The sequence below is a fragment of the Microbacterium croceum genome (assembly GCF_023091245.1).
In the GTDB taxonomy this organism is placed as follows: Bacteria; Actinomycetota; Actinomycetes; order Actinomycetales; family Microbacteriaceae; genus Microbacterium; species Microbacterium croceum.
Map to the genome: position 1 here is coordinate 899,467 of NZ_JAHWXN010000001.1, position 12,640 is coordinate 912,106.

Genomic DNA, 12,640 nt, shown 5'->3' on the forward strand with positions numbered 1-12,640 from the left:
CCGTCAGGCGAGCGGGCCGTGCCGGACGATGCCGCTCGGCACGCTGCCGTCGAACAGGGCGTCGAGCGTGACGAGCGAGAATCCGCGGTCGCGCAGACCGCTCACGACCCGGTCGAACACGCGTGCCGATCCGGCCTGGATGTCGTGCATGAGCATGATGGTCGACACCGCGGGGGCCTCGATCGCGTAGCGGGCCAGATCGTCGTCGGCGGGCTTCTCCCAGTCCCGGGTGTCCACGCTCCAGAGGATCGCCGGTTCGCCCGCGATCGCCACGACGTCATCGTCGATGAAGCCGCCCGGCGGTCGGAACGTGGCCACCGGCTGTCCGGACAGCTCCCGCAGCAGCGTCGCGGTGCGACCGACCTCGTCCTCGACCTGTTCCTCGGTCAGCTCGGTGAGGTAGGCGTGGCTCCAGGTGTGATTGCCGATCTGGTGGCCCTCGGCCGCGACCCGACGGACGGTGTCCGGATGCGATCGCGCATTCTGGCCGAGCATGAAGAAGGTCGCCGCCGACTGCTCGTCGCGCAGCACGTCGAGGAACTGCGGGGTCAGGTCGGAGGGGCCGTCGTCGAGCGTGAGCGCCATGCACGGAACCAGATCGCACGGGGTGGGCGCGACGCCGGCGCCCGCGGTGGAAGGAGCGGTGAAGTCCCCCTCGGCGCGGATCAGAGCCTGCGCGAAGGGCGTGAGCGCGCGTAGCGCGACGGACGCGTGCAGCGCCACGGACGGCGGATGCTCGCGCGAGCGTTCCCGCCATCCGGCCAGCCCGTCGAGCTCGCGCGCCGTGAGCGCGGTGGGCACCGGGATCACGATCTCGTCATCGGTCAGATGACTGCCCAGTAGAGCATCGCGGAAGATCGCGAGCTGTTCGTCGGTGGGAGCCGCGACGGGTGAGAGACTCAGGCTGCCGGCGTCCCGACGCAGGGTGTCGATGTATGCGGGCCACAGCGCTCCCACGTCGGTGAACAGGTCCGCCTCGGGCACGACCTCATCGGTCGCGACATCGGTGTAGATGACCGTCGAGGTGTCGGACGGCTCCGCGCTGCCCGCCGTGGAGACGACGCGCAGGCGCTCGCCGAAGAGCGACCCGCGTGCCAGCACGATCTCGCAGACGATGACGGTCCCCTCGCGGTTGCCGAGGACGTCGGATGCCGACGCGGTCGCCGTCTCGGGGGTGCAGCCGCGCTCGCCGAGGCCGGCGCCGCTCGGGTGCACCATCGGGCGATAGCCCTGGCCGCTGACCTGAGCCCGCGTCACGACGGCGTCGCGCACCACCGCTTCGACCGCGGCGTTGAAGGCGGCAGCTCCCGGGAGCGTGGCCCAGCGGGCATCGATTCCGACGTCGTCGTTGCGCAGCCGCATGTCGGTCGTCGATGCCTGCCCCGGGTCGGAGGCGGTGGGAGCCTCGATGATCGTGCCGCCTGTCGTCCACTGGCGCGGCTCCCACCCGGCGACCGGCTCCGGCGCGCACCCCGCGAGGAGGAGAGCGGTGCCGACGGCGGCGGCGAGCAGGCGGGCGGATCGCGACCGGCCGGGCGTCATCGCCCGACCTCGATCGTGGAGAGGAGGTCGGCGAGCTCCGCGTCGTAGGCGGGCGACGGGGAGGAGATGAACGTGAGGACGACCGGCCCCTCGGCGACCGCTCCGACGACGGTCTCCTGGTCCCTGACCCGCGCGTGCAGGATCTCGCCGATGCCCGCGGCTCGTTCAGACAGGATCTCCTCGCTCGTGGGGCCGAGCGGAGCGGGCGCGATCTGATTGAGGGCTGCCGAGGCATCCGACCCGGAGAGGAGCGAGAACTCGACGATCATCGCGCGGTCGGGACTGCCGGCGACTCCCCGGGATTCGTCGCCGAAGGGTGTGCGCCACGACCATCCGCCGGGCAGGACGATCGAGGCCTGCCCCGTCTCGTTCTCCAGCACGATGGTGCGCTCCTGCGGCGAGACCGTCGCCGTGAGGCTGCGCACGATGACCGGGGCGACCAGTGCCGCGAGCAGCCCGAGCGCGACCAGCACGGTGATCACGACGATCGGAAGCAGGCGCCGCCGCGGCGGGCGCGGCCGCGGGAGCGTCGCCGCGTCGGCCGGGAGAGGGCCGGTCATGTCATGCGGAGCCTTTCTGCGAGAAGGGTGCCGATCCGTCACGCAGACACAGGCCCCCCGACCTACGGGGAGCCTACCGCGGGGGTGTGCGAGCAGCCCGATGACACGAGGAGCCTCGGGCGGACGGGGCAGCGGGGCGGCAGGTCAGGCGCGGGGTCGCGGTCGGGCGACCCGCAGGATGACGCCGAGCACCAGCAGCACCACGGCGAGAACGCCTGCGGCTGCGGCGCCGCCGATGTCGAAGAGCGACTGGACGGGGCCGACCGTGAACCGTCCGCCCTCGACCGGGCCATCGCACGTGAGGGCGGTGGTCCCCTCGGTGTCGGTGACGAAGCTGCCCTGCGCGTCCCAGGCCTCCGGCACCAGCAGGTTCTGCTGCGTCATGTCGGGGCGGAGCTGCACCTCTCCGCCGTCCGCGACGGTGCCGGTGCAGTCGATGTCGCCCCACCGGTCCGAAGGAGTGACGTAGACGGCGTGGGTGCCGGCGGACAGCTCGACCTCCATCGTCTCGCCGAACGGCGTCGGCGGTGCGAGCCGGAAACCCGGGCTGAAGGCCAGGAAGGCGGCCGCGGCCAGCGAGAGGATGCCGATGGCGAGCAGCAGCAACCAGGCGCGGCGCGGACGCAGCTCGCTCACCCCGAGCGCCGTTCCAGATTGACCGATGCCCAGGCGCCCAGCTGGTCGAGGATCGGCAGCAGCCCCTGCCCGCTCGCGGTGAGCGCGTACGACACGGTCACCGGCGGACCGGCGTCGACCGTGCGGGCGACGAGCCCTGACTGTGCCAGTTCGGTGAGCCGGTCGGAGAGCACGGTGTCGCTGATGCCGGAGACGGCACGACGCAGGGCGACGAAGGTCGACGGGCCGCCGCCGAGCGACGACACGATCATGCCGTTCCACCGCTTGCCGAGCACGCTGAACGCCAATGTGACCGCGGCGTCACACGCGTGGATCTCTGCCTCGGCTTCCGCCATGCCCCCATCCTACCTGTGCTACGTTAACCGCTGTCGCTAATAAAAACCTAGTGACTACGAAAACGAAAGGCAGCCCCCATGTCCCTGTTCCGCCTGGATGCCAGCATCCTTCCCGCGTCGTCCGCCAGCCGTGCGCTCGCCGACCTCGTCGAAGCCGAGTGGTCGGCCTCCCACCCGGACTCGACGGTGACGCGACGCGACGTCGCGGCGGACCCGGTGCCGGCGACGGCGTGGACGGATGCCGTCACCGCCGGCTTCGTGGATGCCGCGCAGCGCACCGAAGGGCAGAACCGGGCGCGCGCCCTCGCGACGCAGTTCGCCGACGAGCTGATCGGCGCCGACGCGCTGCTGTTCGCGGTGCCGCTGTACAACTACGGCGTCTCGCAGCACTTCAAGACCTGGTTCGACCTGGCCTACACCGACGAGCGGATCAACCCGACGGGCACCGCACTGCAGGGCAAGCCCGCGACCCTGGTCACGGTGCTCGGCGGCAACTACGCCCCCGGCACCCCGAAGGAGGGCTGGGACCACTCGACCGGATGGCTGCGCCGCGTGCTGGAAGACGTCTGGGGCCTCGACCTGCGCGTCGTGCAGCGTCCGTTCACGCTGGTCGGCGTCAATCCGGCGCTCGATGCGTTCACCGACACGGCCCGCGAGCTCAAGGAGACCGCCGAGACCGATGCCCGCACGTACGGCCGCGAGCTCGCCGCGCTGCGTGGAGACCAGGTCGCCTGAGGCATCCGGATCGGGTGCGGTGCACAACGGAGGGGGTCCACGCGCCGGAGGTCGGATTCGAGCAGTCCGTCTTCCGCCGTGCGGATCCCCTCCCGAGTGACGCGGGGTCCAGCCGCTCAGCCGATCAGGGTGAGGAACAGTCGCACCGACAGAGCGAGCACGGCCGCGAGTCCGATGACGCCCGCGGCGTTCTGCCACCATGTGTTGCGCATGTCGCCCATGAGCGTTCCCCGGTTCGCCATGACGATGATGAGCGCGGCGAGCACGGGGGCCACGAACACCGTCAGCGCCTGGGCGACGACGATCAGCTGTACCGGAGACTCCTGGAAGGCCACGGTCACGGCGATGCCGAAGAGCAGGATGCCGGCGCTCACCAGTTTCGCGGTCAAGGAGTTCGACGAGGCGCCGCGGCCGAGCCCGTCGGAGAGCATCGTCCCTCCCGCTGTCGCATTCGCGATCATCGACGAGAACGCCGCGCCGAAGAATCCGAGAGCGAACACGGTCGAGCCGACGGGGCCGGCGAGTGGTTCGAAGATGCTGGCGAGGGCGACCACGGTCGGTGCGGCTTCGCCGGTCTGGCCGAGGACGGATGCCGCGACCACGATCACCAGCGCCGTCATGATGCCGGGGGCGATGATGCCGGGGATCGTGTCGACGATCGTGACGTCGCGGTAGTCGGCTTCGGTGCGACCGCGCTCCTTGGTGCCGTATGCGGTGTAGAAGGCGGCGTTGATCGAGAAGTTCGTGCCCACGAGGGCGACGATCAGCAGCCAGGCGCCGTCGGGGAACGTCGGCAGGAGTCCTGCGCCCGCCGCCGCCCAATCGGGGTTGGAGATGAACGCCGAGGCGATGAAGGCGATCGCCATCAGCGCGACGATCACGACCAGCACCTTCTCGACCACGCGGTAGACGTTGCGCAGCAGCAGCAGCGCCCCCACGGCCGCGGTGCAGATGATCGTCCACATGATCGGATTGCCGCCGAACAGCATCGAGAGCCCCAGGCCGGAGCCCACGGCGTTGCCGACGGAGAAGCAGAGCGTGATGAGGAAGACGCCGATGCCGGCCAGCACGCCCACCCAGCCGCCCAGGTGCTCCTTGATCGACGAGATGAGCGAGGTGGGTGACTTGATGCCGAGGCGGACGGCCATGTCGGTGAGGAAGATCATCAGGATCGTCGACACCACGATCACCCAGATGAGCGCGTACTGGTAGCCGCTGCCGGTCTGGACGGCGGTGGTCAGATTGCCGGGGCCGAACTGCCAGGCGCCCGCGACGAACGCCGGGCCGATGAGGGCCAGGTGCTGCCAGAACGGGCGCCGTTGCTTGCGTGAGGTGACGATGTTCTTCATCGTCTCAGTCGAGACCCGTCCGTAGCCAGTGCCGGGGGTGGTAGAGGCGTGACGGGTGGTCGTTCGTTCGTTCATGGTCTGTCCTTCGAGTCGTCGTTGACTGCAGGGGGCGCCCGGGGGGCGGAAGGAGGGGAGGCGAGGCGGCCTCGGAAGCCGCCTCGCCCACGGGGTCATGCGGGGACGGTGACCTCGCCGAGGCCGGCGAGCGCGAATGCGGAGGCGATCTCGTCTTCGGCGCCGGCAGGCAGCGGGAGCAGCGGCGTGCGGACGGTGGCGTGGCTGAGGATGCCGCGCTGGACGAGGCCCCACTTGAGTGCCACGGTGCCCTCCATGTGCGAACCGCGGTGGTACACGTTCTGCGTCACGGGGAGGAGGCGTTCGTGGATGGCATGCGCCGCCTCGTAGTCCCTGGCCTTGCCCGCCGCGATGAGTTCGATCAGGGGCTCGGGGGCGACGTTGCCGTAGCCCACCAGAAGCCCGTCGACGTCGAACATGGTCGGCAGCAGGTACTCGTCGTGGCACGACAGGATCTGCAGTTCGGGGTAGGCGGCGCGCAGGGCGGGGATCTCGGTGTACCAGCGGCGCATGTTGCGCACGCCGTTCTTCGTGGCGAAGACTCCCTCCTGGCCGGCGATCTCGAGCTGGGTGTCGAGGTCGTAGGTGGCCTTGGTGTTGTCGGGGTACTGGAACAGGATGAGGGGCAGGCCGGATTCCTCGTAGATCTCGCGGTAGCGCGATTGCGGTGCGCCCTGCTGGTAGCCGAAACGCAGCCAGCCGTGCGAAGGGTAGACCAGTCCTGCGGCGGCCCCGGCGTCGACGGCGGCCTTCGCCTCGAGACCGGCGGTCTTGTTGCCTTCCTTGGTGATGCCGGCGATCACGGGCACTCGTCCGTCGGTCGATGCGACGAATGCGCGGATGACGTCGAGCTGCTCCTCTTCGGTGAGGAACGTGCCTTCGCCCGCGTGCCCGAGCACGACGAGGCTCTTAACGCCGTCGATCGAGCCGAGCCATGACCCCAGGCGCTGGATCGCGTCGTAGTCGACGGCACCGTCTTCGGTGAAGGGGGTCACGGGGGCGGGGTTGAGGCCGCGGAGGTCGAGGGTCATGGTGGGTCCTTTCCTGGGAGCTTCTTCGCTGTTCTCGTCTTCGAGAAGTGCAAACGTTCGCGGGAACGTTTGCAGGAACGATTGCAAGTATGATCGGAGCCACCGGGGATGTCAACACCCGAGTGAGACACCGAGGGGGACGCCGTGGCAGAGCAGCACGATCGACACATCGTGACGCTGAAGGATGTCGCAGCTGCATCGGGCGTCAGCATCTCCACGGTCAGTCGCGTCCTGGACGACCGCACGCCCCCCTCCCGGTCGGCGACGGCGGAGCGCGTGCGCCGCATCGCCGATGACCTCGGATACCGCCGCAACATGTTCGCATCCGGGTTGCGGCGGGGAGCGACCGGGACGATCGGCGTGCTCGTTCCCCGACTCACCGATCACGTGATGGCGTTGATGTTCGAGGCGATCGAGCGCACCGCGCGCACTCGCGGGGCCTTCGCCGTCGTCGCCACGTGCGGTGACGATCCGGTGGAGGAGAAGAGGGCGACCGAGACCCTGCTCGACCGGAACGTCGACGGGCTCATCCTCGCCACGGCGCGCCTGGACGACACGCTGCCGGCGTCACTGCGCGCGCGGGGGGTGCCGCATGCTCTCGTGCTCCGCACGGACGGGCTGAGCCCGTCTGCGCTCGGGGATGACGAAGCGGGCGGATACTTCGCGGCTCGTCACCTGGTGGATCTCGGTCATCGTGACGTCGCCGTCATCACCGGGCCGTGGTTCACCTCGAGTGCGCGTGATCGGCTCGCCGGGGCGCGTCGCGCGCTCGCCGAGGGCGGCATCGAGATCGGCGAAGACCGGGTGATCTCCACCGGCTACGGCATCGAGTCAGGACACATCGCCGGGCGCACCCTGCTTGCGCACGAGTCCCGTCCCACGGCGATCTTCGCGGCGAACGACAACCTCGCGATCGGGGTCGTGGCCGCCGCCACGGCTGCCGGGCTGACCGTCGGACAGGATCTGTCGGTCGTCGGCTACAACGACATCCCCCTCGCGGCCATGCTGCCCGTGCCGCTGACCTCCGTGCGCACGCCGTTCGACCAGATCGCCGCCAGCGCGCTGGATCTGCTGGGCGAATCGGCGGGCACCGTGACCCGTGCACTGCCGACGCTCATCCCCCGCGCCTCCACCACTGCCCCCAAGGCCTGACTTCCGCTCTCGTTCAGGGGTCACATCGGGTACGGATGCGGCAGCCACACCGTCACGATGAGCCCGCCCTCGGCGCGGGGCGTCAGCACGAGCGTGCCGTCGTGCGCCTCGGTGATGCGCTGGGCGATCGCGAGGCCGAGTCCGACGCCGGCGTGATCCTCGCCGCGGGTGCGCTCGGCGCCGCGCTGGAACGGCTCGACGAGCGTCGTGATCCGCTGCGTCGTGATCGGCTCTCCCGTGTTCTCGACCACGAGCGCCACCGCGTGCGGCAGGGCGTGCGTGCGCACGGCCACCCGCCCGCCGAACGACAGGTTGTGTACGAGCGCGTTGTGCACGAGGTTGGTCGCGAGCTGCTGCAGCAGCGCCGCCGAGCCCCGCACGGGGGCGGGGTCGCCGCCGACCTCGATCGTGATGCCACGACGGTCGGCGAGCGGCAGCAGTTGCTCGACCGCTTCTTCGGCGAGCAGCGAGAGATCGAGGATCTCGCGGGTGAACGTCCGCCGGTCCGCACGGCTGAGCAGCAGCAGTGCCTCGGTCAGGTCGATCGCGCGCGTGTTGACCTCCTGCAGGCGGGCGATGAGCGCATCGACGTCGCGGTCGGGGTCGGTGCGCGCGACCTCCAGCAGCGTCTGCGAGATGGACAGCGGGGTGCGCAGCTCGTGCGAGGCGTTCGCGGCGAACCGCTGCTGCTCGGACACGTGCGCTTCGAGCCGGTCGAGCATCGAGTCGAACACGTCGGCCAGGTTGCGGAACTCATCGCGCGGTCCGGGCAGCGCCACGCGATGAGACAGCGATCCCTGCGCGGCGAGCTGCGCGGCGTGGCTGATGCGGTCGAGCGGCGCCAGCATCCGTCCGGCCAGCAGCCATCCGCCGGCCAGGCCGAACACGAGCAGCACGATCATCACGACCACCGCGACCGGCACGAAGGCGCGCAGCAGATCGGAGCGGTTCGGCACCCGTATGTCGGCGACGATCTGCACGTCCGGCACATACCGCAGCAGGAAGAGGCCGACGACGGCGAGAAGAGCCGCCCCCGACACCACCACGATGCCCGCATAGCTGAGCGTGAGCTTGAGCCGGGCGCTCATCCCGCGACGCCTACGCATCGGCATCCGTCCCGATCCGGTATCCGACTCCGGGCACGGTGAGGATCAGCCACGGCTCCCCGAGCCGCTTGCGCAGCGACGACACCGTGATGCGCACGGCGTTCGTGAACGGGTCGGCGTTCTCGTCCCAGGCCCGCTCGAGCAGCTGCTCCGCGCTCACCACGCCACCGTCGGCGTCGACGAGCACTTCGAGCACGGCGAACTGCTTGCGGGTCAGCGCGACGTAGCGGCCGTCGCGGAACACCTCGCGCCGGAACGGGTCGAGCCGCAGGCCCGCGACCTCGAGCACGGGCGGACGCACGCGCTGACGCCGCCGGTCGAGCGCCCGCAGCCGCAGCACGAGCTCCCGCAGCTCGAACGGCTTGGTGAGATAGTCGTCGGCACCGATCTCGAAGCCGGACGCCTTGTCGTCGAGGCGGTCGGCCGCGGTCAGCATCAGGATCGGGATGCCGCTGCCGGAGGCCACGATCCAGCGCGCGACCTCGTCGCCGTTCGGACCGGGGATGTCGCGGTCGAGCACCGCGAGGTCATAGGAGTTGATGCTCAGCAGCTCGAGCGCGGTGTCGCCGTCTCCGGCTATGTCGGCGGCGATGGCCTCGAGCCGCAACCCGTCGCGGACGGCCTCGGCGAGGTAGGGCTCGTCCTCGACGATCAGCACACGCATGGCTGAGATCCTACGCACCGGCGCATATCGGGAGCATATGAAGAACCGCATACACCCCGGCAACAGCCCGCTGTCTTGGCTGGAGGCATGAACAGCACCACCGTCTCCCTCCCACCCCGTGTGCGGCGCCGTCGACGGATCGCCCTCGCGGTCGTCGGCCTCGTCGCGGCGGTCATCGTCGCGTTCGCCGTGCAGCAGTCGCTCGCGGCGGCATCCGCCACCGTCCCACCGGGGCAGAGCACGGCGACCGGCGAGGCGATGCCGAACGGAGCGATCGACGGGAGCGTCGTCGCGCCCAGCGAGGCCGACGGCGTGATCCGCGATGGCGACCAGCCGACCGTGTTCGATGTGGATCGGGTCGCGGTCTCGAAGCTCGATCCGGCGTTGCTCGCCGCCCTGCAGCGCGCGGCCACGGATGCCGCCGATTCGGGAGTGACCTTCCTCGTCAACAGCGGATGGCGCTCGCCCGTGCTGCAGGACCGGATGCTGCAGGACGCGATCGCGCACTACGGCTCTGAGGCGGAGGCTGCACGCTGGGTCGCCTCGTCGACCACCTCGGCGCACGTCTCGGGCGATGCGGTCGACCTGGGTCCGCTGCCGACGCTGGACTGGCTCGCGCAGCACGGCGCCGGCTACGGGCTGTGCCAGATCTACGCCAACGAGTCATGGCACTACGAGCTGCGGCCGGACGCGGTCACGCAGGGGTGCCCGCAGATGTACGACGATCCCACCGAAGACCCGAGGATGCACCGATGACCGCCGTGCTCACGCCCACGCGGACGCCGCTGTCCGCCCTCGTCGCGCCCACACTCCAGACGATTCCGGAGGCCGTCGCCGCGAACGTGCGACAGGTGCGCGCCGCGACCTCGTCGACCGTCATGGCGGTCGTGAAGGCCGACGGCTACGGCCATGGCGCGGTCACTGTCGCGCGGGCCGCCGTCGATGCGGGTGCGGAGTGGCTGGGGGTGACCGAGGTCGCGGAGGCCGTGGCGCTGCGCGAGGCCGGTCTCTCGGTGCCGATCCTGTCGTGGCTGAACCCCGCCGGGGCAGATGCCGTGCGCGCCGCCGCCCAGCGCATCGACATCGCGGTGGGCTCGGTGGAGGAGCTGCGCCAGCTGGTGGCGGATGCCGAGGAGCCGGTGCGCGTGCACCTGCATCTCGACACGGGCATGGCGCGAGGAGGGTGCGCGGTGGACGACTGGGCCGAGCTGCTGCGTGTCGCGCGGCGGGGGGCCGCCGCCGGGCGCCTCGAAGTCGTGGGGGTCATGGGGCATCTGCCGCGGGCCGACGAGGCCGACCCGGCTGCCAACGCCGCCGCCGTGCTGCGGATGCGGCAGGGGCGGGACGCCGTGCTGCGGGCCGGCTTCGGTCCGCTCCTCGTGCACCTCGCCGCGACGGCTGGCGCGCTGACCGACCCCTCCACGCACTTCGGGATGGTGCGCATCGGCGCGGGGCTCGTCGGGATCGATCCCTCCGAGACGGTGGCTCTGGCCGGGGCATCCCGGTTCACGGCATCCGTCGTGCACAGCGCGGGGGTGCCGGCCGGCACCGCGGTCGGCTACGGCGGAACCTGCGTCCTGCCGAGGGCGACGCACCTCGGCCTGGTCGGGGTGGGCTACGCCGACGGCATCCCGCGGCAGCTGAGCGCCGAGGCCGGCGTCGAGATCGGAGGGAGGCGGTATCCGATCGTGGGGCGGGTCTCGATGGATCAGATCGTGGTGGACACGGGGGAGGAGCGGTATCCACGGGGGACCGCGGTGACGCTGTTCGGACCGGAGGGCGGCGCCGTGCCATCGATACAGGACTGGGCGCGCTGGGCGGGGACGATCCCGCACACCATCGTGACGGGGATCGGCCCTCGCGTGCAGAGGAGCATCGCATGACGACGAACGTGCTTGTCATCGGCGGCGGACAGAACGCCGAGCATGAGGTGTCGCTGGCATCGGCGGCCGCGGTCGCCGCCGCATTGCGGATGGGGGATCACACGGTCACCACCGTGACGATCGATCGCGAGGGGATCTGGCGGGCGGACGGCATCCCGACCGGGGTCTCCGCGGCCGAGTCGCTGGCCCTTGCCGTGCCGCTGTTGGGCCGGGCGGATGTCGTCTTCCCCGCGGTGCATGGAGCGCTCGGCGAGGATGGCGCGCTGGCGGCGGTCTGCGCGCTCGCGGGGGTGCGGGTGGTCGGATCCGCGTTGCGCGCGGGAGCGATCGGCATGGACAAGTGGACGACCAAGCTGGTGGCGGATGCCGTGGGGCTGCGCACGGCTCGCGGACAGCTGGTCGCCGCGGCCGACATCGGCGATGTCGAGTTCGAGGGGCCGGTGGTCGTGAAGCCGGTGTCGGCGGGGTCGAGCTACGGGGTGGGCCTGGTCACGGAGGAGGGTCAGCTGCTCGACGCCCTGCGGGAGGCCGCGCGCTTCGACAGCCGGATCCTGGTCGAGGAGGTCGTGCGGGGGCGCGAGATCGACGTGGCGGTGCTGCGGGAGGCCGGCGGTGTGCGCTGGGCGGCACCGCCGCTCGAGATCCACGCGACCGGGCTGTTCGACACCGCCACGAAGTACGACGGGAGCGCGCGCTTCGAGGTGCCGGCGTCGCTGGACGCGGCCGAGACGGCAGCGTTGAAGCGGGCGGCCATCGCCGTGTTCGACGCGCTCGGCTGCGCGGGCGTCGCCCGGATGGACTTCTTCCTCACCGACGAGGGGCCGGTGCTGAACGAGGTCAACACCATGCCCGGTATGACCGCGGCCTCGCAGGTGCCACGCATGTTCGCGGCCGCGGGTGTGAGCTACGTCGACCTGGTGGCGAGGATGGTGCGGGCGGCCGTGGCGGGGTGAGCGCGGGCTCGCCACCGGCTCTCGACTTTCCGGGAGGGAAGGCGGATGCTGGACGCATGACAGCGTTCACTGCAGAAGGCGCGTTCAGCGGGTTCAGCGTCGATGACATCGATGCGGCGGAGGCGTTCTACGGCTCCACTCTGGGGCTCGACGTCCAGCGCAATGCCATGGGGTTCCTCGATCTGCGGCTGCCGAGCGGCGGATCGATCCTCATCTACGCGAAGCCTAACCACGAGCCGGCGAGCTTCACGATCCTGAACTTCCCCGTCGGCGACATCGATGCCGCGGTCGACGAGCTCATCGACCGCGGGGTGACGACCAAGATCTACAGTGACGCCGAGTTCCCCTCGGACGACCGGGGCATCGTCCGCGGCGACGGGCGGGGACCGGACATCGCGTGGTTCCGCGACCCCGCGGGCAACGTGCTGGCCGTGCTGCAGGCCTGATCCTGCGCGGACGGCTCCTCGAACAGCACGACGCAGGTGCCGGCCGAGGTGCCGATGATGCGGTAGCTCGCCGTGACGTCGTCGCTGGTGAGGCTGAGGCGCAGGCCGGGTGGCGTGCGGCGGGGGACCTCGACGGCACCTCCGTCGAACGGTCCTCCCTGGATCGTCAGTCG

Annotated in this window: 14 protein-coding genes; 6 read left to right on the top strand and 8 right to left on the bottom strand. The window is 70.8% G+C overall.

The features are described from left to right. Window positions 1-3: 3 nt before the first annotated feature. The 4 genes from KZC51_RS04270 to KZC51_RS04285 all read right to left on the bottom strand — a co-directional run bounded on the left by KZC51_RS04270 (window position 4) and on the right by KZC51_RS04285 (window position 3,073). A complete protein-coding gene (locus KZC51_RS04270) occupies window positions 4-1,542 on the bottom strand; it encodes a polysaccharide deacetylase family protein (RefSeq protein WP_247628774.1) in 1,539 nt (512 codons plus the stop codon). After that, on the bottom strand, window positions 1,539-2,102 hold the full coding sequence (locus KZC51_RS04275) for a hypothetical protein (RefSeq protein ID WP_247628775.1): 564 nt from the start codon (window positions 2,100-2,102) through the stop codon (window positions 1,539-1,541). Before KZC51_RS04275 ends, KZC51_RS04270 begins: the two co-directional genes overlap by 4 nt. Before the next feature lie 144 nt (window positions 2,103-2,246). Continuing rightward, entirely contained in the window at window positions 2,247-2,738 is a 492-nt protein-coding gene (locus KZC51_RS04280) for a hypothetical protein (RefSeq protein ID WP_247628776.1), read from the bottom strand. After that, on the bottom strand, window positions 2,735-3,073 hold the full coding sequence (locus KZC51_RS04285; protein ID WP_247628777.1) for a winged helix-turn-helix transcriptional regulator: 339 nt from the start codon (window positions 3,071-3,073) through the stop codon (window positions 2,735-2,737). Before KZC51_RS04285 ends, KZC51_RS04280 begins: the two co-directional genes overlap by 4 nt. 78 nt (window positions 3,074-3,151) lie before the next feature. Here KZC51_RS04285 and KZC51_RS04290 point away from each other — a divergent pair, with 78 nt between their 5' ends. Continuing rightward, complete coding sequence (locus KZC51_RS04290) at window positions 3,152-3,808, top strand: FMN-dependent NADH-azoreductase (RefSeq protein ID WP_247628778.1); 657 nt, start codon at window positions 3,152-3,154, stop codon at window positions 3,806-3,808. A 116-nt stretch (window positions 3,809-3,924) separates the two neighbouring features. Here the strand turns inward: KZC51_RS04290 and KZC51_RS04295 are convergent, their stop codons facing one another. Next, window positions 3,925-5,157, bottom strand: coding sequence for an Nramp family divalent metal transporter (locus KZC51_RS04295; protein ID WP_247628779.1), 1,233 nt, complete (start codon window positions 5,155-5,157; stop codon window positions 3,925-3,927). 170 nt (window positions 5,158-5,327) lie between these two features. Further along, window positions 5,328-6,263 carry a dihydrodipicolinate synthase family protein gene (locus KZC51_RS04300; RefSeq protein ID WP_247628780.1) on the bottom strand — a complete coding sequence of 312 codons (936 nt, stop codon included), beginning with the start codon at window positions 6,261-6,263 and terminating at the stop codon, window positions 5,328-5,330. A gap of 144 nt (window positions 6,264-6,407) precedes the next feature. Between KZC51_RS04300 and KZC51_RS04305 the strand changes: the two genes are divergently transcribed. After that, window positions 6,408-7,415: a LacI family DNA-binding transcriptional regulator gene (locus KZC51_RS04305; RefSeq protein WP_247628781.1), complete on the top strand. Its 1,008-nt coding sequence runs from the start codon at window positions 6,408-6,410 to the stop codon at window positions 7,413-7,415. A 20-nt stretch (window positions 7,416-7,435) separates the two neighbouring features. Here KZC51_RS04305 and KZC51_RS04310 read toward each other — a convergent pair whose 3' ends face one another. Further along, window positions 7,436-8,503: a sensor histidine kinase gene (locus tag KZC51_RS04310; protein ID WP_281731712.1), complete on the bottom strand. Its 1,068-nt coding sequence runs from the start codon at window positions 8,501-8,503 to the stop codon at window positions 7,436-7,438. A 10-nt stretch (window positions 8,504-8,513) separates the two neighbouring features. Next, window positions 8,514-9,185 (bottom strand): response regulator transcription factor, encoded by a 672-nt coding sequence (locus KZC51_RS04315; protein ID WP_247628783.1) that lies wholly within the window; start codon window positions 9,183-9,185, stop codon window positions 8,514-8,516. A gap of 87 nt (window positions 9,186-9,272) precedes the next feature. On the opposite strand from KZC51_RS04315, the gene KZC51_RS04320 reads away from it, so the two are divergent. Genes KZC51_RS04320 through KZC51_RS04335 form a run of 4 tightly spaced genes read left to right on the top strand, consistent with a single transcriptional unit; the run spans window position 9,273 to window position 12,467 of the window. Further along, window positions 9,273-9,941 (top strand): M15 family metallopeptidase, encoded by a 669-nt coding sequence (locus KZC51_RS04320; RefSeq protein ID WP_247628784.1) that lies wholly within the window; start codon window positions 9,273-9,275, stop codon window positions 9,939-9,941. Beyond that, window positions 9,938-11,068, top strand: coding sequence for an alanine racemase (alr, locus tag KZC51_RS04325; protein WP_247628785.1), 1,131 nt, complete (start codon window positions 9,938-9,940; stop codon window positions 11,066-11,068). The genes KZC51_RS04320 and alr overlap by 4 nt, the downstream gene beginning before the upstream one ends. After that, complete coding sequence (locus KZC51_RS04330) at window positions 11,065-12,021, top strand: D-alanine--D-alanine ligase family protein (RefSeq protein WP_247628786.1); 957 nt, start codon at window positions 11,065-11,067, stop codon at window positions 12,019-12,021. Before alr ends, KZC51_RS04330 begins: the two co-directional genes overlap by 4 nt. 56 nt (window positions 12,022-12,077) lie before the next feature. After that, window positions 12,078-12,467 (top strand): VOC family protein, encoded by a 390-nt coding sequence (locus KZC51_RS04335; protein ID WP_247628787.1) that lies wholly within the window; start codon window positions 12,078-12,080, stop codon window positions 12,465-12,467. Window positions 12,468-12,640: the final 173 nt, after the last annotated feature.

Coding starts and splice junctions, on each gene's coding strand:
- KZC51_RS04310 (WP_281731712.1), bottom strand. CDS start 8,503: ATGAGCGCCCGGCTCAAGCTCACGCTCAGCTATGCGGGCATCGTGGTG.
- KZC51_RS04275 (WP_247628775.1), bottom strand. CDS start 2,102: ATGACCGGCCCTCTCCCGGCCGACGCGGCGACGCTCCCGCGGCCGCGC.
- KZC51_RS04315 (WP_247628783.1), bottom strand. CDS start 9,185: ATGCGTGTGCTGATCGTCGAGGACGAGCCCTACCTCGCCGAGGCCGTC.
- KZC51_RS04330 (WP_247628786.1), top strand. CDS start 11,065: ATGACGACGAACGTGCTTGTCATCGGCGGCGGACAGAACGCCGAGCAT.
- KZC51_RS04290 (WP_247628778.1), top strand. CDS start 3,152: ATGTCCCTGTTCCGCCTGGATGCCAGCATCCTTCCCGCGTCGTCCGCC.
- KZC51_RS04270 (WP_247628774.1), bottom strand. CDS start 1,542: ATGACGCCCGGCCGGTCGCGATCCGCCCGCCTGCTCGCCGCCGCCGTC.
- KZC51_RS04295 (WP_247628779.1), bottom strand. CDS start 5,157: ATGAAGAACATCGTCACCTCACGCAAGCAACGGCGCCCGTTCTGGCAG.
- KZC51_RS04300 (WP_247628780.1), bottom strand. CDS start 6,263: ATGACCCTCGACCTCCGCGGCCTCAACCCCGCCCCCGTGACCCCCTTC.
- KZC51_RS04335 (WP_247628787.1), top strand. CDS start 12,078: ATGACAGCGTTCACTGCAGAAGGCGCGTTCAGCGGGTTCAGCGTCGAT.
- KZC51_RS04320 (WP_247628784.1), top strand. CDS start 9,273: ATGAACAGCACCACCGTCTCCCTCCCACCCCGTGTGCGGCGCCGTCGA.
- alr (WP_247628785.1), top strand. CDS start 9,938: ATGACCGCCGTGCTCACGCCCACGCGGACGCCGCTGTCCGCCCTCGTC.
- KZC51_RS04285 (WP_247628777.1), bottom strand. CDS start 3,073: ATGGCGGAAGCCGAGGCAGAGATCCACGCGTGTGACGCCGCGGTCACA.